23 protein-coding genes are annotated in these 20,645 nt (G+C 58.2%); 13 read left to right on the top strand and 10 right to left on the bottom strand.

What is annotated here, in order from left to right:
* Positions 1-37: 37 nt before the first annotated feature.
* Positions 38-508 (bottom strand): SRPBCC family protein, encoded by a 471-nt coding sequence (locus AC1RJW_RS28560; RefSeq protein ID WP_493047925.1) that lies wholly within the window; start codon positions 506-508, stop codon positions 38-40.
* A gap of 117 nt (positions 509-625) precedes the next feature.
* Positions 626-1,498, bottom strand: a complete 873-nt coding sequence (locus AC1RJW_RS28555) for a LysR family transcriptional regulator (protein WP_493047924.1) — start codon at positions 1,496-1,498, stop codon at positions 626-628.
* A gap of 126 nt (positions 1,499-1,624) precedes the next feature.
* Here AC1RJW_RS28555 and AC1RJW_RS28550 point away from each other — a divergent pair, with 126 nt between their 5' ends.
* The 5 genes from AC1RJW_RS28550 (at position 1,625) to AC1RJW_RS28530 (ending at position 5,412) form a co-directional block, all read left to right on the top strand.
* Positions 1,625-2,356: an SDR family NAD(P)-dependent oxidoreductase gene (locus AC1RJW_RS28550; RefSeq protein ID WP_493047923.1), complete on the top strand. Its 732-nt coding sequence runs from the start codon at positions 1,625-1,627 to the stop codon at positions 2,354-2,356.
* 21 nt (positions 2,357-2,377) lie between these two features.
* Positions 2,378-3,436: an alkene reductase gene (locus AC1RJW_RS28545; protein WP_493047922.1), complete on the top strand. Its 1,059-nt coding sequence runs from the start codon at positions 2,378-2,380 to the stop codon at positions 3,434-3,436.
* Between the two features lie 29 nt (positions 3,437-3,465).
* Positions 3,466-4,293, top strand: coding sequence for a pirin family protein (locus AC1RJW_RS28540; protein ID WP_493047921.1), 828 nt, complete (start codon positions 3,466-3,468; stop codon positions 4,291-4,293).
* A gap of 32 nt (positions 4,294-4,325) precedes the next feature.
* A complete protein-coding gene (locus tag AC1RJW_RS28535; RefSeq protein WP_493047920.1) occupies positions 4,326-4,931 on the top strand; it encodes an isochorismatase family protein in 606 nt (201 codons plus the stop codon).
* A 67-nt stretch (positions 4,932-4,998) separates the two neighbouring features.
* Positions 4,999-5,412 (top strand): FAD-dependent oxidoreductase, encoded by a 414-nt coding sequence (locus AC1RJW_RS28530; protein ID WP_493047919.1) that lies wholly within the window; start codon positions 4,999-5,001, stop codon positions 5,410-5,412.
* A gap of 157 nt (positions 5,413-5,569) precedes the next feature.
* On the opposite strand, the gene AC1RJW_RS28525 is transcribed toward AC1RJW_RS28530, so the two are convergent.
* Genes AC1RJW_RS28525 through AC1RJW_RS28510 form a run of 4 tightly spaced genes read right to left on the bottom strand, consistent with a single transcriptional unit; the run spans position 5,570 to position 10,803 of the window.
* Positions 5,570-6,082 (bottom strand): TetR family transcriptional regulator, encoded by a 513-nt coding sequence (locus tag AC1RJW_RS28525; RefSeq protein ID WP_493047918.1) that lies wholly within the window; start codon positions 6,080-6,082, stop codon positions 5,570-5,572.
* Entirely contained in the window at positions 6,079-8,022 is a 1,944-nt protein-coding gene (locus AC1RJW_RS28520; protein WP_493047917.1) for a site-specific integrase, read from the bottom strand. Before AC1RJW_RS28520 ends, AC1RJW_RS28525 begins: the two co-directional genes overlap by 4 nt.
* Entirely contained in the window at positions 8,022-9,683 is a 1,662-nt protein-coding gene (locus AC1RJW_RS28515; RefSeq protein WP_493047916.1) for a tyrosine-type recombinase/integrase, read from the bottom strand. Before AC1RJW_RS28515 ends, AC1RJW_RS28520 begins: the two co-directional genes overlap by 1 nt.
* Positions 9,673-10,803, bottom strand: coding sequence for a tyrosine-type recombinase/integrase (locus AC1RJW_RS28510; protein WP_493047915.1), 1,131 nt, complete (start codon positions 10,801-10,803; stop codon positions 9,673-9,675). The genes AC1RJW_RS28515 and AC1RJW_RS28510 overlap by 11 nt, the downstream gene beginning before the upstream one ends.
* 197 nt (positions 10,804-11,000) lie before the next feature.
* On the opposite strand from AC1RJW_RS28510, the gene AC1RJW_RS28505 reads away from it, so the two are divergent.
* Together AC1RJW_RS28505 and AC1RJW_RS28500 are read left to right on the top strand one after the other, a co-directional pair.
* Positions 11,001-11,204: a hypothetical protein gene (locus AC1RJW_RS28505; RefSeq protein ID WP_493047913.1), complete on the top strand. Its 204-nt coding sequence runs from the start codon at positions 11,001-11,003 to the stop codon at positions 11,202-11,204.
* Positions 11,205-11,285: 81 nt separating this feature from the next.
* A complete protein-coding gene (locus AC1RJW_RS28500) occupies positions 11,286-11,798 on the top strand; it encodes a hypothetical protein (RefSeq protein WP_493047912.1) in 513 nt (170 codons plus the stop codon).
* A 22-nt stretch (positions 11,799-11,820) separates the two neighbouring features.
* Here AC1RJW_RS28500 and AC1RJW_RS28495 read toward each other — a convergent pair whose 3' ends face one another.
* Complete coding sequence (locus AC1RJW_RS28495; RefSeq protein ID WP_493047911.1) at positions 11,821-12,744, bottom strand: LysR family transcriptional regulator; 924 nt, start codon at positions 12,742-12,744, stop codon at positions 11,821-11,823.
* A 151-nt stretch (positions 12,745-12,895) separates the two neighbouring features.
* On the opposite strand from AC1RJW_RS28495, the gene AC1RJW_RS28490 reads away from it, so the two are divergent.
* From AC1RJW_RS28490 to dcd, 4 genes are all read left to right on the top strand, one after another.
* The gene (locus AC1RJW_RS28490; RefSeq protein WP_034756294.1) at positions 12,896-13,657 is read left to right on the top strand and encodes a sulfite exporter TauE/SafE family protein; all 762 of its coding nucleotides are present in this window, start codon (positions 12,896-12,898) and stop codon (positions 13,655-13,657) included.
* Between the two features lie 21 nt (positions 13,658-13,678).
* Positions 13,679-14,386: an HAD family hydrolase gene (locus AC1RJW_RS28485; RefSeq protein WP_493047910.1), complete on the top strand. Its 708-nt coding sequence runs from the start codon at positions 13,679-13,681 to the stop codon at positions 14,384-14,386.
* 58 nt (positions 14,387-14,444) lie between these two features.
* A complete protein-coding gene (locus AC1RJW_RS28480; protein WP_493047909.1) occupies positions 14,445-15,245 on the top strand; it encodes an alpha/beta fold hydrolase in 801 nt (266 codons plus the stop codon).
* A gap of 132 nt (positions 15,246-15,377) precedes the next feature.
* Positions 15,378-15,947: a dCTP deaminase gene (dcd, locus tag AC1RJW_RS28475; RefSeq protein WP_034755486.1), complete on the top strand. Its 570-nt coding sequence runs from the start codon at positions 15,378-15,380 to the stop codon at positions 15,945-15,947.
* Positions 15,948-15,982: 35 nt separating this feature from the next.
* On the opposite strand, the gene AC1RJW_RS28470 is transcribed toward dcd, so the two are convergent.
* Positions 15,983-17,221 (bottom strand): PrpF domain-containing protein, encoded by a 1,239-nt coding sequence (locus AC1RJW_RS28470; protein ID WP_493047908.1) that lies wholly within the window; start codon positions 17,219-17,221, stop codon positions 15,983-15,985.
* A 168-nt stretch (positions 17,222-17,389) separates the two neighbouring features.
* Here AC1RJW_RS28470 and AC1RJW_RS28465 point away from each other — a divergent pair, with 168 nt between their 5' ends.
* The gene (locus AC1RJW_RS28465; RefSeq protein WP_493047907.1) at positions 17,390-17,731 is read left to right on the top strand and encodes a FlxA-like family protein; all 342 of its coding nucleotides are present in this window, start codon (positions 17,390-17,392) and stop codon (positions 17,729-17,731) included.
* A gap of 29 nt (positions 17,732-17,760) precedes the next feature.
* On the opposite strand, the gene AC1RJW_RS28460 is transcribed toward AC1RJW_RS28465, so the two are convergent.
* A complete protein-coding gene (locus AC1RJW_RS28460) occupies positions 17,761-19,251 on the bottom strand; it encodes a sensor histidine kinase (protein ID WP_493047906.1) in 1,491 nt (496 codons plus the stop codon).
* A 2-nt stretch (positions 19,252-19,253) separates the two neighbouring features.
* Positions 19,254-19,943 (bottom strand): response regulator transcription factor, encoded by a 690-nt coding sequence (locus AC1RJW_RS28455; protein WP_493047905.1) that lies wholly within the window; start codon positions 19,941-19,943, stop codon positions 19,254-19,256.
* 192 nt (positions 19,944-20,135) lie between these two features.
* On the opposite strand from AC1RJW_RS28455, the gene AC1RJW_RS28450 reads away from it, so the two are divergent.
* On the top strand, positions 20,136-20,630 hold the full coding sequence (locus tag AC1RJW_RS28450) for a Spy/CpxP family protein refolding chaperone (RefSeq protein WP_493047904.1): 495 nt from the start codon (positions 20,136-20,138) through the stop codon (positions 20,628-20,630).
* The last annotated feature ends 15 nt before the right edge of the window (positions 20,631-20,645 follow it).

The raw sequence follows: 20,645 nt of genomic DNA, 5'->3' as shown, positions 1-20,645 counted from the left end.
GTTCCAGATCGCACCGCTAAGTGGCAGTTTTACTCAGCTAAAGACGGCTAGCCTTCACTTCCCGCCGGATTTCGGCTAAGACGGCGTCGACGGCAGAAGAATAGTCGTCGCACATATGGCTGCTAAAGTGGCGCTCCTCAGGAGAGCCGGAATCGACGTCGACAAGTTGCAGCGCAAAACTAAACCGGAGTTTGAGCTCGCCGTCCGGCCCCTCTAGAATTTCATTCACAATGACCCCGTCCGCCGAGCCCGAAAGACGTGTGAACACGGTTTTCTTCGGCGGATAAAAAGTGACTCGCTCGCGTGCGGCTTTGCCGTGTATTGCGACGTCACGGATGAGCCCAGCTTCAGTGTCCTCGACGACCTGGCAGCGCGTCATCGCAGGAATAAAGGGCACGCCATTGCGTGCCTTGCGCTGTAATCCAGCCCACACCTGGGCACGGGTTAGCAATGGATCGCTTTGCTCACGAAAGCGGTTTACCGAGATTTCTTTGACGGCATAGATCATATTTTCCCCCATTGAAAATGCGCGACCTCAACATGATCCGTCAAAACTGATCTGGGATAAATGGGGGGAGATGGGATTGATTGATCCAAAAATGGCGTAATCCAGTGTCATCACTGACTACCGGCGCAAATTCTCCTGTAGGAACTCGATAAAGCGCTGGGTTTTTGCTGGTAACAAGCGTGTTTCGGTGATCGCATACACCGGCGTGGACTGGCCATGCCACTCAGGTAGCACACGTTGCAGGCGACCTGCTGCCAACTCTTCTGCAGCAACTTCTTCGGGCAACATGATAATGCCCAGATCAAGAGTGGCCAGCCGTCTGAACATCCCTACGCTGTTGACCAGGAAGCGGCCGGCGACATCCACCTCGATCGTCTCCGCTTCGCGGTGAAGAGTCCAGCGGCCCGACTTCGGAAAGCCCAGGCACTCGTGCCGCACCAGGTCGGTTGGATGCTCAGGTACGCCATTCTGTGCAAGATATTGCGGTGACGCGTATAGCTGCACCGACAAGCGGGCCAGCAGCCGGGCGATCAGGTTGGAATCAGATTGTTCGCCCATGCGGATAGCGATGTCAAAGGGCTCAGTGACGAGATCGACCCGGCGCGGCGTCAAATCAAATTCGAAGGTAATGCCCGGAAACCGCCGCGAGAACTCGGCGATCAGCGGTGCCATGTAGATCGTGGCGAAGTCCACCGGCAAGGAGGCACGCAATACGCCAGTCGGCTGCGCCAGCATTTCACCCAACTGTTCGTGAGCGATACGCGCTTCGTCCACGATGCGTCGGCAGCGTTCGTAGTAAAGCTGCCCGGCTTCAGTGAGCTCGACTCTGCGGGTGGTCCGGTGTAGCAGCCGCAGGCCGATATGCTTCTCTAACGCAGCAATACGCCGCGACAAAGTCGAGTTCGGTATGCCCGAAACTTCCGCCGCGCGGCGGAAGTTCAAGGTACTCGCGACCTCGATAAACAAGGCCATGTCGTTTAGCAATTCCATTGATTACGCCATTTTTGGATCAATCAATCCCATTATACCCTCTTTATCCCACGGTTAAATTAACTGAAGATACGTCCATCGCAATCGCAACCGACGCGAAGTGAGCGTCTTGAACAGGAGATGGACATGAACAAAGGTACTGCAGTAGTCACCGGCGCGGCCACCGGCATCGGCCAAGCTTATGCGCAACGGCTGGCCGCCGATGGCTTCGATATCGCCGTGGCCGACATGAGTGACGCCAGCGCCACCCGCGCCCTGGTGGAAGCGGAAGGTCGCCAATTCTATTCCGCTGTGGTTGACGTCAGCTCGCCTGCATCGACGCTGCAATTTGCCAAGGATGTCGCTGCCAACCTCGCCCCAGTGACCGCCCTGGTCAACAACGCCGGCATCTACCCATGGAAATCGTTCGCTGAAACCGACTACGACATGTGGCGCAAAGTTATCGTCGTCAATCTCGATGGCGCCTTCCTGATGTCCAAGGCGTTTGTACCTGGCATGGTGGAGCGCAAGCACGGCCGGATCGTCAACGTGGCCAGCAGCTCGCTGTGGCTGAATGTTCCGGACATGACGGCGTACATCGCCAGCAAAGGCGGCGTGGTTGGTTTCACGCGGGCTTTGGCCAGCGAGGTTGGCAAGGATGGCATTACCGTGAACGTGATTTCGCCGGGCCTGACCAACACCAAATCGATGCGCGGCACCAATGAAGAGATCTTCGACTACCTGCCGAAATTGCAGGCGATTCCACGCATGATTGAACCAGGTGATCTGGTCGGCGTGGTGTCCTTCCTCTGCTCCGCCGACTCCGCATTTGTTACCGGTCAGACCATCATCGCCGATGGCGGCCAAGCACGTATCTAACGCACATTTTAAGGAAATACCATGAGCAATACTCTCACTCCAGTACGCATCGGCCGCTACGATCTTCGCAACCGCCTGGTGATGGCGCCGATGACCCGTTCGCGCGCCGGCGACAATGGCGTCACCAGCGACCTGACCGTCACCTACTACGCGCAGCGTGCCAGCGCCGGCCTGATCATCAGTGAGGGCGTCTTCCCTTCCGCACTGGGCAAAGGCTATGTGCACACCCCTGGCATCGAGACGCCTAAACAGGTCGCGGCCTGGAAAAAAGTGGCCGATGCCGTGCACGAACGTGGTGGCCGCATCTTCATGCAGATGATGCATTCCGGCCGCATTTCCCATCCGTCGCTGCTCAATGGCGAAACACCCGTGGCGCCATCGGCCATCAAACCAGCCGGCCAGGCCTGGACCAGCGCCGGTCAGGTTGACTTCGTCGAGCCACGCGCCCTGACGACCGCCGAAGTGGCAGGTGTGATCGACGACTACCGCCAGGCGACCCGCCGCGCGCTCGAAGCCGGCTTCGATGGTGTTGAGTTGCATGCCGCCTCCGGCTACCTGCCTGAGCAATTCCTGTCGTCCGGCAGCAATCAGCGGCAAGACCAATATGGTGGCTCGGTGGAGAACCGTGCACGCTTTGTGTTGGAAACGCTGGACGCGATGATCGCGGAAGCCGGTGCAGATCGTGTCGGCATCAAGATCTCGCCGGAGATGAACTACAACAGCATTACCGATGCCGATCCGCAGCAAACCTACCGTTATCTGGTGGAGCAATTGCGCGGCAAAGGCTTGGCCTATCTGCACGTTGCCCTGTTCGGTACCCAGACCGACTACCACAGCATCCTGCGCCCCCTGTTCGGCAGCACCTATCTGATGGGCAGCGGCTTGACACAACAGCTTGCCGAGAGCGTTCTCGCAGAAGGCAAGGCTGACGCTACCGTCTTCGGCGCTGCTTTCCTGGCCAACCCGGACCTGCCAGAGCGCTTCCGTCAAGGCGCCGCACTGAACGAAGCGGACCGCAATACCTTCTTTGCACCGCCGACAGCCCAGGGCTATATCGACTATCCAACGCTGGCCGCCTAAGTCTCCCAGCGAAAAAGAAAGGCACCATTATGAGCACCACTATCGCCCGCATGCAACAAGCCAGCCGTGGCAGCCAATTCCGTGCTGTCCGCCTGCATGGCGCAGACCCTGCGCAGCTCGATCCCTTCATGGGCATCGACCACGCATGGATGAGCGCTCCGACATTTCCACCGCATCCCCATGCCGGCTTTTCGGCGGTGACCTATCTGTTCCAGGACTCTGAAACGGATATCGCCAATCAAGACTCGCTGGGCAACAGCGTCATGATTAAACCGGGTGGTCTGCACTGGACGGCGGCCGGGCGCGGAGTGGTGCATCAGGAAGACCCGGCAATTCTGGGCCGCACCACCCATCTGCTGCAGATCTTCATCAATCTGCCACAGCATAAGCAGAACGATGCGCCGTTCGCCTTGACGCTGGCACCGGAAGATGTGCCAGTGGCGCAGCAACCCGGCGTAACCATCCGCGTTCCGCTTGGCAGCTACGGCGACCATCACTCGCCGTTGACGCCACCAACGGAGGTCACGCTGCTCGATGTGTTCCTGGATGCCGGTGCGGCCTTCACGCTGCCGGTCGCGGCCGGCCAACGCGCCTTCTTCATGCCGATATCGGGCAACGCCGAACTCGATGGCCAGCCATTTGGTCTTGACGACCTGGGCGCACCGATCCTGGCGCCAGGCGCCACCGCGACCAGCCACCAACTAGTGGCCAAGGAAGGCGGCGCCCAGATTGCTGTGTTTATCGGCCAACCACTTGATCAACCCGTACTTTCCAACGGGCCGATGGCTTTTGCTACCAGAGAGAGCCTGAATGCGGCAGCCGCCGCCTACCACCGTGGCGATTTGGGAAATCTGTAAACATCGCCACCCAACCACTTAGGAGAACTGCCATGAAAGTAGAACGTTTTACCGCTGAAAATACCGCGCTGCTGCTGATCGACCACCAGGTAGGCACCATGCAGCTGATCAAAAACATCGACAAGGAACTTGCTGCCAAGCAATCGATCGCTTTGGCCAAAATGGCGAAAATCCTGAACCTGCCAACCATCATCACGTCGAGCCAGGAAGATCGTGCACAAGGCCCGATTCTGCCGGAAATTGCCGAAATCCTGCCCGAAGCACACGCAGGGCGCATCAAACGTCCAGGCGTCGTTAATGCCTGGGCTTATCCTGAATTCCGCAATGCGGTGCTGGCTACCGGTCGCAAAAACCTGATCATGGCCGGCGTCACCACCGACGTTTGCCTGATCTTCCCAGCCATCGATGCAGCGCAAGAAGGCTTCAACGTACAGGCTGTGATGGATGCGTCGGGGTCGCCAAGCGACCTGTCTGAGGAGTTCTCGCGTCAACGCATGCATGACGCTGGCGTGGTGTTGACCGCCACCAATACCCTGATGGCGGAAATCGCCCAGGATTGGTCGACGCCTAATGGCCAACAGCTGATTACCTTGCTGTTCACCGACGTTTTCCCTGCGCTTGGTGCCGGCATCGCGTAAGCGGACATACAGGGCAGAGGAAGTCCAGACTTCGTCTGCCCGGTTTTCTTCGGAAATGGAGTTGAATATGAATACCTCCAACTCGCAGATCGTCATTGTTGGCGCCTCGCTCTCAGGGCTGACGCTGGCGTTGGCTTGCGCGCATCGTGGTGTATCTGTCCATCTCGTTGAACGCGCCGCACGTCGGGTGCAAGGTGGAGATAGCTTGAGCGTAGACCTAAAAGCACTGGCCAAAGCAGTTGGTGTTGATCCTCGTGCTGAGCCGATGCTACCGGTTGTTCCTGCATATCGGGATCGGCATTTGACGACTTGGCCAGCGCTATACAACTGGCTGCGCGAGCGCGCGCAGCAGACTCCTGGTATCACACTTGCAGAAGGAGCGAACGTTGTTGCAGTCGCTGACCACGGCGACTGGGCCACTGTTTCTTTTGCCGACAATAGTGAACGTGTCGCTGACGCCGTCATTGGCGCCGACGGATAGGTCCGCCGCAGGGAACGGCGTTTGATATATAAATCAGTGACTCGCTAAATCCTTAACCGGCAGCAAACCGCTTCGTGTTTCGTTTGTATGCATGACTTCTCCTCGCCTTGGAGACCGTCAGCGGCACCCAAGTACGGGATTTTCCAGTTTGAACGCTCTACGATTCTGGGTGCCGAGTCGTAGGCGGAAAAGAAAAAATTCGTGGTTCTGATTCTCTCTTCACAATTTGCTTACGCAAATCCGCAATAATTTGATCTCGCACTCTAAGCGCTTCGCTTAGCTCCTCAATTTTTGCGTCGAGACGGTAATTGATTCGCGCTAACGAGGCAACCTGCCGCTGCGCGTCTTCCACCATTTTGAGGTATGAAGTTTGTCGAGTTGATTCTTGATCTACTTTGACTTTCTCATTTGACCGGCCGTCAGTAGTTGCGGTCTTCAAATTTCGAATTTGCGCGAGTACCGGTTCGTGAAATCGATATAGGGTTGCCCTATCAACTCCCGCTTCACTAGCCACTGATGCAGCTGAGATCTTTGTTCCAGGATTGTGATTACGGGATATCCCAGTCAGCAGGCGATGAAGGGCAGCCTCCAGTTTTTCGCGAGTATCCTTGATAGATTGCTGTTTTTGTGATGCTAGAGCTTCGATAGTTCGGGTAGACATTTTGCTCATTTTTCACTTTCTCCATCAAGGCGTTTGAGAACTTTCTCAGCTAAGCCGAGGATCTCGAGGGTTCTCGCCTTACCCCCCGGCCCGATATCGTCGAGGGCAAGCGCCTCTTGCTGTTGGTCACGAATGCCGGCCCAGACGGGACGATGTTCGGGGCCAATGATCCCATAGTGGCAATCCACGCAAAGCTGAGCCTCAAAGACACAAAGGCCACCGCACCCCATCCCCTTGGCATTACCCACACACCACGAATGTCCTGTTCCGTTTAAGGTTAATGTCCCAGCATACTCTGCAATTAGCGCTTCCTTATTTGCGGATGTACGGACATTTGAGCGCCAATCGTTGAGCCAGTGGGTACCGTTCGCGAGCGGAAACTCTGACGTTAGATATGTTCGTATAACTCCATTTTGTCGAGAGATTTTTTCGTGTGAGACCATTTCAAGGAGTTCGGTGTCTGCTCGGTATTCGTCGGCCGCCCCGTCAACGTAATACATAGTCATGTCGAGACTCCAGTGCCCAAAATGATCGCGAAGTGTTAGAAGGTCACCTAATTCGGCGCGTGCTACGAACCGAGCATAGGTCCTGCGGAATTGATGTGCGTGGAGCGGATACGGCTGTATATTATCGTCCTTAATATTGTGATCTATGCAAAATTTTTTTAGATCAATGTTCAATTGCTGCCCGGAGAGCACTGATATCGAATTTGAAAATTTTGTCGCAACCGAGAGAAATAACTTGTGCTTCTGATGTTGAATGATATGGGCTCGCTTACTTAGACGCTTCAGCGATTCTGCGTCTAGGTTGCGACGATTACTGTCTCGCAACATGGAGTCAAGTTCCGCTTGTTCGTCAACCATTTTTTTGCGCAGCTGTTCGGTTAAGCGCGATAGCACCTCCACAGCGCTAATCACGATTTGAGGGACAAGCCATTTCTTTGGACGTACGCCGGTTTTGTAAATCGTCCCGAGAAGCCATACGATATCAGTTGTATCGTCCGCACTTCGGGTCTGACTGATGCAGTCGACCTCAAGTGACATCATCTCACTATCACGGATCCCAGAGAACATGTCGATCACAATGTAGCAAGCAGTGCGAAGATGAATGACTTGTTTTTTTAAGTCATACATTCCAACGAATCCCTCCATGCGAGCCGCCTCTGTTCTCGCATCCGTTTGTACTTGGCGGTGACACTCAGACTTTGCCGTTGCTGCCCGTTCAGTGGTCTGGACCGCATCAAGTATTCGCGATGAGCGGTTGGTCACGTATTCGATTGCACACTGGGCCAACTTGTTGGCTACTGAATCCGGGATGAATTCAGTGGTTGGTGTTCGATTTCCCCCCGATCTTTTTTTTCCACTTAAAGATAATGCAGTCTCGTGTGGCCAAGGGTGAGAATAAAGCCCATCCCGTATTTTTTCGCGTTGGAGGTATAAATATTCGACGATGTGCAGACGGTAATGGAACGTTGAATCTGCGACAAACGAGCCATTTACGCTGCTTAGTCGGGCGACAGGGACGTAGTCCATTGTCTTGTCTTGTAGTTCGCTGAACTGTGATAAGCCCTTTGAAACCATCCAACGCAGTAGTGGCTGAAGAAGTTCGAACTTTGCGATTAACGTGTTCATGGATGGCCGCTTCTTTCCTTCAATCGGATCCGCGAACAGTGACCAAATGAAATCTTTTGTTGACTCTAAAAGTAGCCCATGTTTTGGCGACGTAAGCTGCTGGCCGTCTGGAAGCCCTATACACCAATTTATGATTTTATCGGAACTACTCAAGTTTTCCTGAGGAATATACGGGTAAAAATCCCAATACTCATCGCCATAACGACTGACAACGAGGACTTGGCCGTTGTCTCCATTTAGCATTGACACCGGAACGAGAGACTTCTCCTGATAGTTGAGGTTTTTAAGTGAAGCAAAGTTCAGCAGGCCTGACTTCATTATGTGAATCCTTTCCATGCAGGATGGGGATCAGTTTGTGCTTTATTTCTAGCCTCTAGTACTTTCTCTGATGGGAACTGCGGCGCAATTTCGTCGTCAATGCGCCGTAAAATTGGCGCGTATGTTTTAAGCCAGTGATCGGGTCTTAGCTTCGAGCGTTCAGAGAGTAAGCGGAAATAAAAACTAAACAGTCTCCACAAGTCATCTTCGAAGACGAGCATGTTCGGGCATCGGAAGCAGGTAAAGAATTTCTTACAGACAGATTCCTCTTCGCGAAATGGATTGCGGCAATGTGCTACTCCTGTGCTATATCCGCTGGTCAATAGGCCTTTTATTTCGGTAATTGGAATGCTTCCGTCTGCTGCCAAAACTGTCTTTTCATGCGACTCGAGGCGCACAAACTTAGCGACCATTCCTTCAGCCACGAAGGAGTGGTTACGTGTCGCATCACTCGTTAGATTGACATATGAGCGAGCGGTCGTCTCAACGCTGGCATGTCCTAGTGCTTGTGAAACCTTGCGGATGTCATGCGTTCGGCGGTATAGCTCGGTGGCGAACGTGGGACGGAAGCGTCCAAAGCTTAACGCCAACGGTTTTCCTTGATCGTCGAGAAGCGAATGTCGTTTAGAAAAATCTCTGATTCCTGTTTTCACTTCCAGGCGAGTGAGCCTGATAAGTTTATCTTTACGTTTTCCACGAGAAACAGACCATAAAAAAACGAATGAACTATGGCGTTCTTCAATTTTCATGGAAATTGGGGAAGTGAACGCGCACAATGCACGAAAGTGATCACCTACGCTCGTCGGTATGGCATGGGTTCCATTTACCGTTTCAGGAGTTATCTGAGATTTTCTGACCGAAGTGGCGAAAGTGGTCCATCCGCGTCGTTTTTGAGTGAACAACAGTTCTCGATCCTTTAACGGATGGTCTCTTAGACTGTCCCGCCGGAGTTCAAGAAGGGGTTGTAAATTTTCACCTGTGGCAGAGGCCAGGACCAATAAGTACACTACAAGAATTTGTAGCGAGGGAAGAGAATGCACGTTGCTTTCATTGATATGCTTGAGGTCGTTGTTTAATGCCTGTAATATTCGACGATGTTCTTGGTTTGAATAGGGCTGTCTTTTTAAAGATGATTGGTTCGCGTTCGGAAATGGATTTTTTGGGAACGTTAGTAAAGGGCTGACAGCATCAGGATCAAATCGTTTTCGATTGAAGAGGATGGTTTTGATGGCTGAGTAAGCTGTCCGCTTCATGCCGGTTGAAAGTTTTTTTCCAGTATTCTTCTGGTTGTTCGAGACGGTTTGAAGTTCGAGCCACGTGAGATAAGCATTAATGCAACGTCGATCAATTTGATCAAGTCTCGTAATGGCATCTCCAGAGAGTCGAAGGTCATCTAAAAAATTCCAAAACTTGCGTATCGAGTTAAGATAGCTCTGCAATGATGCCCCTTCAGATACATGCCTCATACTCCAAAATGCATCTCGAATGCTACCCGCAATTTCATCGCGTTGGTAATTTCTCATTTCTTGAAAATCGAAATATATAGGGCCAAAATTCGGGCAGTCGATCGTAAATGTCCACATTGGCGGCATGTCGGTTGGTTTTAGTTCATCAACCGGAGATTTTATTTTTCGATCGACTCGCGGGCGGCTAATTTTCATTGCGCAGCTCCCTTAATACTTCAATTTGATAGTCATCGACTTCAGTATTTTGCACAAGATCTGCAGCGTGAATGTAGATTTCAGTGGTTGTTATTGAACTGTGGCCCATACGATCGCGCACCCAAAGTAAAGCCTTCGTTTGGCCGACTTTTTCGGCCATGCGCAGCAATTCATAAGTTCCGTAGGTGTGGCGAAGCATATGTGGGTGGCATTCGATTTGAATTTTTTTGCTGACCTTTGCAAATGCGTTATTCATATAACGAATTGAAAACTCTTCCCCATACTCAGACAGGAAAACTCGTGAACTTTCTCTTCCATGTCGACGGATGTGTTCGGCATTACGTTTCGGCCAAACGCTACAGAGAAAGTCCCAAAGCGCGACAGCTAAATCATATGGGAGCATTACTGTTCTTGTTTTCATCCCCTTGGTTGGAGTGATGCCTGATTCAAGGATCATTGGCATCTGTCTGGACGGATCGTGGCCGCATGGGTTAGGTAATACCTTAAGGTTGAGGCCGATGATCTCCTCGCGCCGCATACCTGTCAGCAACGCGAGATATCCCATCAGCTTTAGTCCATGAGGCGTAATCGCTTCCAAAAATGCAATTGCTTTAGGTAGATGTAGGAACTGGGGAACCGGTCTGTAGCTTTGCATCGTGAGAGAATTTGCGGCAAATCGATGTCCAGAAACGCCTATATGAGCTAGTGCCCCCCTGTTCTTTGCGATTCTGATTTCCTCGGTGCTAAAAGGAGTTCGTTGAGTGAGATTTGATCGTGCCGCCCATCGATAAAAACCATTCACGCAATTAAGTCGTTGATTTACGGTGCTGCGCGAGCAGCCTCGATCAATCATTCCATCACGCCACGCGGCCACTTGTGGGTGAGTCACTAGCTGCCAATCCATTGCGTTGGCCTCGAGAAACGAGAAAAATTCGTAGATATGGTTGGCGTATGTACGCCAGGTTTTTACGGATCTCGTTCGTCCGTTAACAGCTGCGATATACCGCAGGTAAGAGTTGGGAGCGGACACCAGTTCCATCTCTTCATCGCACAGGAAGGGGATCGACGGGCGAGGCAGCCCGTGCCAAATAAACTGTGAGTCAGTGAAGAACAGCTGCACGTCATCTCTCCTGCAACGAATCCGAAATTTTCGGTAAAGAGCGGATACCGCATTGCAAAAAGCGCAAAGTCTGCGAGCACTTAAGGCTGAAGATGCGCGGATTCTATCTTACAAAACCGTGTCCGGCTTACGCAACACTTTTTTGGGGGAGATATCACGGCAGCGGCACCTCATCGACACCGGCGTTTTTGCAGACCGTGCATCCGAGTCTGGCGATCTTCCAGGTGGGACACCGGAACCGCTATAAACATCCGAAGGCGCAAGTGTATGCGCGCTATGGCGACATGGGCATTGTCCGGCTGCGCACGGATGTGACGGGGGCGGTGGTGCTGGAGTTTGGCGACAATATTGATGTAACGCAGTATCGGGCCACCCGGCCGCGCTACTGGCAGGGGCGCTAGCGGACGCGGCTGCATTAATGGTATATATCTGTCATGGGTTGGCAGCCCCGGCGCTGCCTGGATGATACTGAAAGGGTGAAGATGGGTCTGTTTAGTTGGAGGAAAAAGGCGGCCGTGCCGGTGATCAGCTTCGAGTCACGGATCCGCTCCCAAAGCAAGCCGTCGAAGACGCTGTCATATGACTTGCGGGGGCGGAAATTACCGGCGGCGCTACGTCTTCAGCATCCGTATCTGTTTCATGTGACGGACCTGCCAACCGCCGAGGCGATCGTGCAGCACCGGGTGCTGCAAGGCGCTTTCGACTATGTGACGCTGTCGCAGGAATTGCAGGGCGCGCTTTCGCAGGCGGAAAGAAATGGAGGCGTGCTGATTTTTCGATTTCACGGATCCGCCGTTGTCGGGCCGGCGCCGCTGGCGAAAGCGAAGGAGGTGGCATACCACCATGTGGGTTCGGAGGGATATGTGGAAACCTTTATTGCGTATGGCACCGTGGCGCCGCTGGAGCTCATCGCGATAGCGTTTCGTGGCAACGCGCCGATCTATGATGTGGCGCGGGTCCTCAATACGCCTGTTTCTGTTCGCATCAGGTCATAGCGGCCGTTCACGGGCGCAGGCGTCAGCTATGCCGCTCGTCCGGTATCTCCAGCCCCCGCTGCCGCACGTATTCCAGGAACAGCCTTGCCCCCTTGGCCATGCGTGACGTGCCGTACACGGCATGGATGCTGGGATCGAGTTCCTTCGACGAAGTCAGCCGGTACGCCGTGCAGACGCGGCGCAGGGTGCCTGCCGCCACGGCCGGTTCCGCCAGCCAGCTGGCCAGACGCACGATGCCGGCGCCTTCCAGGGCCGCCTGGAAGGTGGCGATGCCGGAAGTGAAGCGGAAACGGGGCTGCACCTGGTAGCGTACGTTGCGCGTAGCCGAGACGAAATGCCAGTCGCGCAGGATGCGGGGTGCCGAGTGCATGATGATGTCGTGGCCGGCCAGCTCTTCCGGTTCGTCCGGCGCGCCCATGCGGGCGATATAGCCGGGCGAGGCGTACATGTAGCGGCGGTAGTTCCACAGGGGATAGCCGATCAGCTCGCTCGACTGGGGGAAGGCGCCGCGGATGGCAAAGTCCAGCTTTTCCTGGATGGGGTCGATCGATTTGTCCGAGAAGTGGATATCGACGGACACATTCGGGTAGTCGCGCGAAAATTGCGCCACCACTTTCGGCAGGAAGCCCAGCGACAGGATTTCCGGCGCCGAGATGCGCACCCAGCCTTGCGGCGAGTTGCTCAATTCCGCCAATTGCTCTTCCGCCTCGGCCTGCGTTTCCAGCAAGTGCCTGGCCGACGCGTAATACGTTTCGCCGGCCGTCGTCAGGGTGAACTGCTTTTGCGTGCGCAGGATCAGCTCGGCGCCGATGGCTTCTTCAAGGAACTGGATGGCGCGCGTGACGGCCGACGGCGAGCGTCCCAGCATGCGCGCCGCGTGGATGAAGCTGCGCTTTTCCACCACGGTGCAAAAGGCGCGGATCTCCCACATCAGTTTCATCGACATCGCGTCACTCCCGGCAAAAGAGGCCAGTAGACCGCACGGGGCGCATTCCGTCAAGCGTTACGCCTGATTGCGTTTTCCGCAATTTGAAGTTGCATCGGAAAAAGTGTCTGACGCCTATACTGCCGCTGTCGCCCATTCCCCATTGCCTATCATGCTGACCATCTCGCTGCTGTGTTTATTTGCCTTCTTTGCCGGCCTGATCGATGCCGCCGTGGGCGGGGGCGGGCTGATACAGCTGCCGGCCCTGTTCAACCTGATGCCGAACATGGCCTCGACCTCCCTGCTGGGCACGAACAAGCTGGCGTCCGCCTGCGGCACCACGTTTGCCGCCCGCTCGTTTGTCGGCAAGGTGCACATTCCCTGGCTGCTGGTGCTGCCGGCCGTGGCCAGCGCCTTCGTCATGTCCTTCATCGGCGCGGCCGCCGTGTCCTACGTGCCGCAGCAGGTGGTGCGCCCCATGGTGCTGGTGTTGATCATCATCATGGCCATCTATACCTTCATCAAGAAGGATTTCGGCACGACGCGCGAAGCGCGCCCCATCGGCCCGCGTGAGCGCATCCTGGCCATCGTCATCGGCGGCGCCATCGGCTTCTATGACGGCCTGTTCGGGCCGGGCACGGGCAGCTTTTTGATTTTCCTGTTCATCCGCGTCTTCGGCTTCGATTTCATCCTCGCCTCGGCCTGCTCGAAACTGGTGAATATCGCCACCAACGTGGCCGCGCTGGCCTTCTTCATTCCCGCCGGCCACGTCGTGTATGCGGTGGCCGCACCGATGGCCGTGTGCAACATCCTGGGCGCCCTGACGGGTACCTGGATCGCCGTGCGCCGCGGCGCCGCCTTCGTGCGCATCCTCTTCCTCGTGCTGCTGGTGCTGCTGATCGTGAAGTTGTCCTACGACATCTTCTTCAAGTAAGTTTTTGAACGACAACAAGCCATGAAAACCATCCGGGGCGTGCTGTGGGACAACGATGGCGTGCTGGTCGATACCGAACAGCTGTTTTACGAAAGCAACCGCGACTTGCTCTTACCCTACGGCATAGACCTGACGCCGAAGCAATTCTTTGACTGGTTCCTGGACAATAACTACGGCGCCTGGCATCTGCTGCTGGGGCAGGGCCATGCCATCGAGCTGGTCGAGCGCCTGCGGGCCGAGCGCACCGAGCTGTTTGCGCAACGCCTGCGCCAGGCGCGCCAGCTGGCCATCCCCGGCATCGCACCGGTGCTGGCGGCGCTGCGCCCGCATGTGGCCATGGGCGTGGTGACGAGCGCCTATGAGCAACATTTCCGCATCAGCCATGCGGCCACGGGCTTGCTCAGCCACTTCGATTTCGTGCTGACGCGCGAAATGTATGGCGAAAGCAAGCCGGCGCCCGACGGCTACCAGCTGGGCTTGCAGCGCCTGGGCCTGGCCGCCGCCGACTGCGTGGCCGTGGAAGACTCGCCGCGCGGCTTGCGCGCCGCCAGGGCCGCCGGGCTGGAATGCATCGTCGTGCGCAATCCCATGAACCGTCACCACGCGTTTGACGAGGCTTTTTGCGTGGTCGATTCCAACGCCGAGCTGGGCGAAGTACTGGCCTCGTTCGTGCCCGGCATGGCACCAGCGTGCCCGCTGCCACCTCGGAAATTAGAGGCCTTCCTCTGATCCGTCTTGCCGGCATGCCATTACAATTGCCTATCGCATTCACCGGCCTCGTCCCACGATGACCCTCCCGCAACTGCACTTTGCCCACGCCAACAGCTATCCTGCCGGCACCTACCGCAAGCTGTTCGGCTTGCTGGGCCGGCACTACACCGTGCAGGCGCTCGACATGCATGCGCACGACCCGGATTATCCCGTCAGCACGGGCTGGCCCGAGCTGGTGCGCGAGTACATCGACGACGTGGAGCGCCGCTACAGCGCGCCCGTGATCCTCGTCGGCCATTCGCTGGGCGGCATGCTCAGCGTGATGGTGGCCAAGCAGCGGCCCGACCTGGTGCGTTGCGTGGTCTTGCTCGATTCGCCCGTGGTGGCGGGCTGGCGCGCCTTGCTGGTGCGCCTGGCGCGCAACACGGCGCTGGGCGAGCGTTACTCTCCCGCCCGCTTTTCCGCCCGGCGGCGCAAGCTGTGGCCCGACGCGCAAGCCGCGTATGAACACTTCGCGGCCAAGGACATGTTCGCCATCTGGGCGCCGCAAGTCTTGCGCGACTACATCGACAGCGGCCTGGTTCCCCATCCGGACGGGGTGCAGCTGCGGTTTACGCGCGAAGTGGAAACGCAGGTCTATCGCAGCTTGCCGCACCATATCGGCGGCCTCGTCAAGGATGGTTTGCCGGTGCCCATCGGCTTTATTGGCGGCACGGAATCGGTGGAATGCCGCCAGGCGGGCTTGACGGCCACGCGCAAGCTGGTCGGCAAGTTTTTCCGCCAGGTGCCGGGCGGCCATCTGTTTCCCATGGAAAACCCGGAACTGACGGCGCAAGTGGTGCGCGAGATGATCACGGCATTGCTGGCGAAACAATAGTCTTCCGCCAAGGATTTTCAGGGGATGGGGGCCAACAGCGGCGGATTTTCGCGTAAAATCCTGCCATTCGGGCCGCGCCTGCACCTGGCGCGCCGCCCCAGCCATTCGATATTCTAGAAAGATACCCCTGCGATGACGATTAAAAGCGATAAATGGATACGCCGCATGGCGGAAACAACGGGCATGATCGAGCCGTTCGAACCGGGCCAGGTCAAGGAACGCGACGGCAACCGCATCGTTTCCTACGGCACCTCCAGCTATGGCTATGACATCCGCTGCGCCGACGAGTTCAAGTTGTTTACCAACATCAACACCACCATCGTCGACCCGAAGGATTTTGACGCGAATAACTTCGTCGACGTGTCGGGCAAGGGCTATTGCATCATCCCGCCGAATTCGTTCGCGCTGGCCCGCACGGTAGAATATTTCCGCATTCCCCGCAACGTCTTGACGATTTGCCTGGGCAAGAGCACGTATGCCCGTTGCGGCATCATCGTCAACGTCACCCCGTTCGAACCGGAATGGGAAGGCTATGTGACCCTGGAGTTTTCGAATACGACACCGTTGCCGGCGAAAATCTACGCCAACGAAGGCGTGGCGCAAGTGCTGTTCTTCGAATCCGACGAAGTGTGCGAAACCTCGTACAAGGACCGCGGCGGCAAATACCAGGGCCAGGTGGGCGTGACCCTGCCGAAGACCTGATTGATTGCTTGAACGGGCAGGGCGCCGCTCCTGCTTTAAATCTGTTTCAGCAGCCACGCTTTCAGCGCGGCGGACGCCTGGTACAGTGGAACATGGCCGCGCAGCAAGATTTGCGCGCTGCGCCGGTAGGCCGCGCCGCCGATGGCGATGTTGCCCGTCGCCCCGTCCTGGCGCGCCACGATGGTGGTGTCCAGGATGCCGGCCGGGTTGGCTATGCCCAGTTCCATCTCTGTCTCCACTTGCTTGACTGGCGGCACGCCGCGCGCCAGCGCATGCGCCACCGTGCCCGGTATCAGACAAGCGGCCGCCAGGCAGCAGCCGCCCGAGACGGCCAGCGAGGCGTGGCCCGCCTGCGGCGTAAAGTAACGCACCGCAATATTTCCCTCTCCCGCTGCCGGCCCCACGATGCAGAACTTGGGGATGGTTTCGCTGCGTTCCAGCTCTTCCAAGGTCATCAACCCGCCATCGCGCTTGCGCAAGCCCATCAGTAGTCCCGCCGCGCTCCACACCCGGCGGATCGCCTGCATGAACGCGGTATCCGCTTCTAGTTCCGCGACGGACTCGTGCGCCGTCTTGCCGAACTGGCTCGCTGGCGCGATGACCATGGGCACGGCCACATCCACGCACGAGACCGCATAACCGTGCACCATATCCTGAACATTGCCTGTTGGCAATAATTTACCCGTCTTGGCGCCTGCCGGCTGCCGCAGGAACAGGTCCACGCGGGGGAAGTTGCCGGTCACGCCAGGAATGCCGGCGGCCGTAAAGCTGCCATCGAGTTCGCGCGCCATGCGCGAGGTGGTGATGACGCCCGTGTTGGTGTTGCGGATATCGATATTGTGTGCGCCGATGGCCAGCGCCTCGATCACGCCGCTGTCCAGTCCCCACAGTTGCAGGGCGGACGACATATTGCCGCAGTTCACGCTCCAGTCGATATCGCCATGCTCGCCAGCCAGCTGGGCCAGGGTGCTGACCAGGCGCGGCTGGCCCGCATGCTGTTCCACCTCGGCGAGGAAGACTTTATTGCTGGTGGGCGTGCCCCGACCCAGGCCCGTGATTTGCCGGTTGCCCGGCTGCCGGCCGGACTGGGGCACGCCCATCAGGTGGCGCAGCAATTCCTCGCGCAGCGTTTGCTCGGCCGGCACGCAGGCCCCGTGCAAGACCAGGCCCGTCGACGTGCCGCCACGCATGTGGTGGACGGGAAACTCGATCACGCCGCAGCGCAGGCGGGGCACGAGGTCGGGCAGGGCGGGCAGCAGGGGCGTCATCATCATGGGTCGTGGTCAAGGCAGGAAGCGCCAGTGTGCCAGTTTTTCTTGCCGGTGTGCAATTGGATGGTGCGCGCGGCGTCTTTACATGCCTTTACCCGCCTTTACACTTGCCGCCCTGTATTGAGTACCTTGCGCGCCGATAATAAGGTATTGAATAATCAGGGAGGCAGTATGGTAGCGGCAATCGGTTCCGGCAGCGCAGTCAGCGCGGCCAGTAGCGCCAGTGCGGGCAGCAGTACGCAGATCGCGGCGCTGCAAAAGCAGATTACGGCGGCGCAAAAGCAGTTGACGGAGTCGCAGAAGGGCGAGCAGACGGAAGCGTCGCAAAAGCTGCAGCAGCAGCTGGCGCAGCAGATCCAGGCCTTGCAGGCGCAAATTGCTCAGTTGCAAGCTGCTGCCGCGCAGCAGGCGGCGCAACAGGATACGCAGACGGCCAGCAGCACCGACACGGCGGTCGGCCCGGCCAAGTCCGCCTCCTCCACACTGGGCAGCATCATCGATACCCAGGCGTAAGCAAATCTCGGGCAATACTCGCCGCCAGCTCAGCCTGGCGTTTTGACGGGCAACAACATTTCCACGCAGAGTCCGCCACCGCTGCGCAAGCTGGCGCCGATGCGGCCGCCATGGGCGCCGATGACGTGCTGGGCGATGGCCAGGCCCAGGCCGTGGCCGTCCGTGCTGTGTTGGGTATTGCTGGCGCGGAAGAACGGCTGAAAAATACTGGCCAGGTCGGCGCTGGCCACGCCGGGGCCGCGGTCCAGCACGGCGATGCGCAGCAGATCCTGCTTGCCGTCATGCAGGCGCGACAGCTTCACTTCCACCGTGCCGCCATCGGGACCATGCTTGACGGCATTGCGCACCACGTTTTCCACGGCGCGCGCCAGCAGTTCGGGCCGGCCCGTGACAGCGGCGCCGGCGCTGGCCGCGTCGCCCGCCAGGACGATGTCCACCTGGCGCGCCTTCGCTTCGTAGCGGGCGTCTTCCAGAATGTCGTGCAGCAGCTCGGCAATGTCGACGTCTTCGCTGAGCGGGGAGCCCGCACCCGCTTCCAGCCGCGACAGGGTCAGCAGCTCGCCGATCAGCTTGTCCATGCGTTCGCTTTCGCGCTCGATGCGCTGCATCGAGGCGTCCATCTTGTCCGGCTGCTGGTGCGCCAGGCCGATGGCGGCCTGCAAGCGCGCCAGCGGCGAGCGCAGCTCGTGCGACACATCATGCAGCAAGCGCGTCTGGCTCTCCATGAGATTGCGCAAACGGCCCGTCATGCGGTCGAAATCGCGGCCCAGGTCCGTCAATTCATCGCCGCGCTTGCCGCTGGCGTGAAAACGGGGCGCCAGGTCGCCGTGCGAAGCAGCCTCGAACGCTTGCCGCAGGTCGCGGATGGGGCGCGCAAAATACCAGGCCAGCAAGAAGGCGAACAGCAGACTGGCGGCGATGGCGGCGCCCAGGGGAATGAAGGTGCGGTAGGGACTGTCCATGCGCGGGCCGGGCGGCATGCCGCGGCCGAATTCGCCGCGTGGTGGCGCCGTGCCCGCTTCGTTGGGGCGTGGACCGGGTCCCATGGCGCGCGGACCGCTCAGGGTGACGGCGTTGAGGGTGTCGCGCGCGGCGCCTGCCTCGGCATTGCGGAAGCGTTCGGACGAGGGCAGGAACAGCAGATAGCGCTGGCCGTCGCTGCCGGTGACCGTGCGCACGACGGGATGGGGCTGGCTTTGCTCCAGCATGGCGCGCGCCTTGCTCAGCATGGCGGGATGCACCGCGCGGCCCATCAGTTCTTGCCCGCGCGCATCGACGGCAAACACGCGCATGCGCTCGAGCTTGCCCAGGAATTGCCGCAAGGCCTGGCTGCCGCCCGCTTCCAGGGTGGCGCTGGCGGCCTCGATGATCATTTGCGCGGGCGGACTGGTGTCGATGTCGAGCGCCCGTTCCTGCTGCGCCGCCCGGTTTTTCAGCCAGAACGTGCCGCCGATGCCGATGGTGGCCGTCACTTGCGCCAGCATGATGCACAGAAAAAACTTCCAGAACAGGCGCCCCACGCTTACTCCTTGATCAGCTGGTAGCCGAGACGGTACACGGTCTGCAGACAGGAGCGGCCGTCGGCCAGGGTACCCAGTTTGCGGCGCAGGCTGCTCAAGTGCACATCGATATTGCGGTCGAAGCGGGCCATGGGCCGGCCCAGGCCCAGTTCGGACAGTTGATTCTTGCTCACGGGCTTGCCGGCATGGCGCACCAGCACTTCCAGCAAGTTGAATTCCGTGCTCGTCAGCTCCAGGTGCGTGCCGGCCCAGGAAATGCGGCGCTGTTCGGGCCACATCGTCAGTTGCCCCACGGTCAGCGGCGCCATGCCCGAGCTGTCGTGCGGCGCCGCTTGCGCGCGGCGCAGAATGGCGCGGATGCGCGCCGTCAGCTCGCGCGGCGTGCACGGTTTCGTCACGTAATCGTCGGCGCCCAGCTCCAGCCCCACGATGCGGTCCGTGTCGTCGCCGCGCGCCGTCAGCATCAGGATGGGCAGGTTGCTGCCGGCGCGGATGCGGCGCAGGGTTTCCAGGCCATTCATGCGCGGCATCATGACGTCGAGGATGGCGATGGCGTACAGGCCCGTCAGCGCTTCGGCGGCGCCGCTTTCGCCGTCATGCACGGCGCGGGCGTCAAAACCTTCCTGCGTCAGGTATTCCTGGAACATGCCGACCAGTTCCACGTCGTCATCGATTAACAAAACCTTGCTCATGCCTGTGCTTTTTCGGGTGAATATCGCCCGATGATAGCAGTCAACAGGGGCGCTTCAGGGTCCTTTTACCCGCTTTTACATACGTCTGCTTACACTCCCGCCCCTTCCTTTACACGCTTTTACGCCGCCCTAACGTTGCTTTACACTCCAGACGCCGACAATCAGGGCTGATCGTCACGAAAGGAAAGCCCGATGAAACACCTGAGTATTCTCCTGTCCCTGTTGCTGCTGTGCGCCTGCAGCATGCCGCTGGTTGCCCTGGCCCAGCAGGAAGCTGCACCGGACGGCCCGCCGCCGCGCGCCATGCCAGGGCCGCCGCCCGGCTTCGGCCACGGCCCAGGCGGACCCGGCGCGCCCGGCTTGCCGCCGTTTCTGCGCGGCATCGAATTGAGCGAAGTGCAGCAGGACAAGGTCTTCGCCGCCACCTATGCCCAGGCGCCCTTGCTGCGGGAACAGGAAAAGATCGCCTTCAAGGCCCATGCGCAGTTGCGCGAGCTGGCCGCCTCCAGCGCCTACGACGATGCGAAGGCCAGCGCGCTGGCCAGCACGGCGGCGCAAGCCATGGCGGCGATCAGCTTGCAGCAGGCGCGGCTGGAGCAGCAATTGCTGGCCGTGCTGACGCCGGAACAGCGCAAGCAGGCGCAGCAGCGGCGCGACAGCCGCCCCGGCCCGCATCGCGCCCTATAACCGACAGGAGATTGA

It is taken from the genome of Janthinobacterium sp. GW822-FHT07A03 (assembly GCF_058798815.1).
Note: the sequence above shows the minus strand (reverse complement) of the source record. Positions and strands in the feature narration are given on the sequence as shown.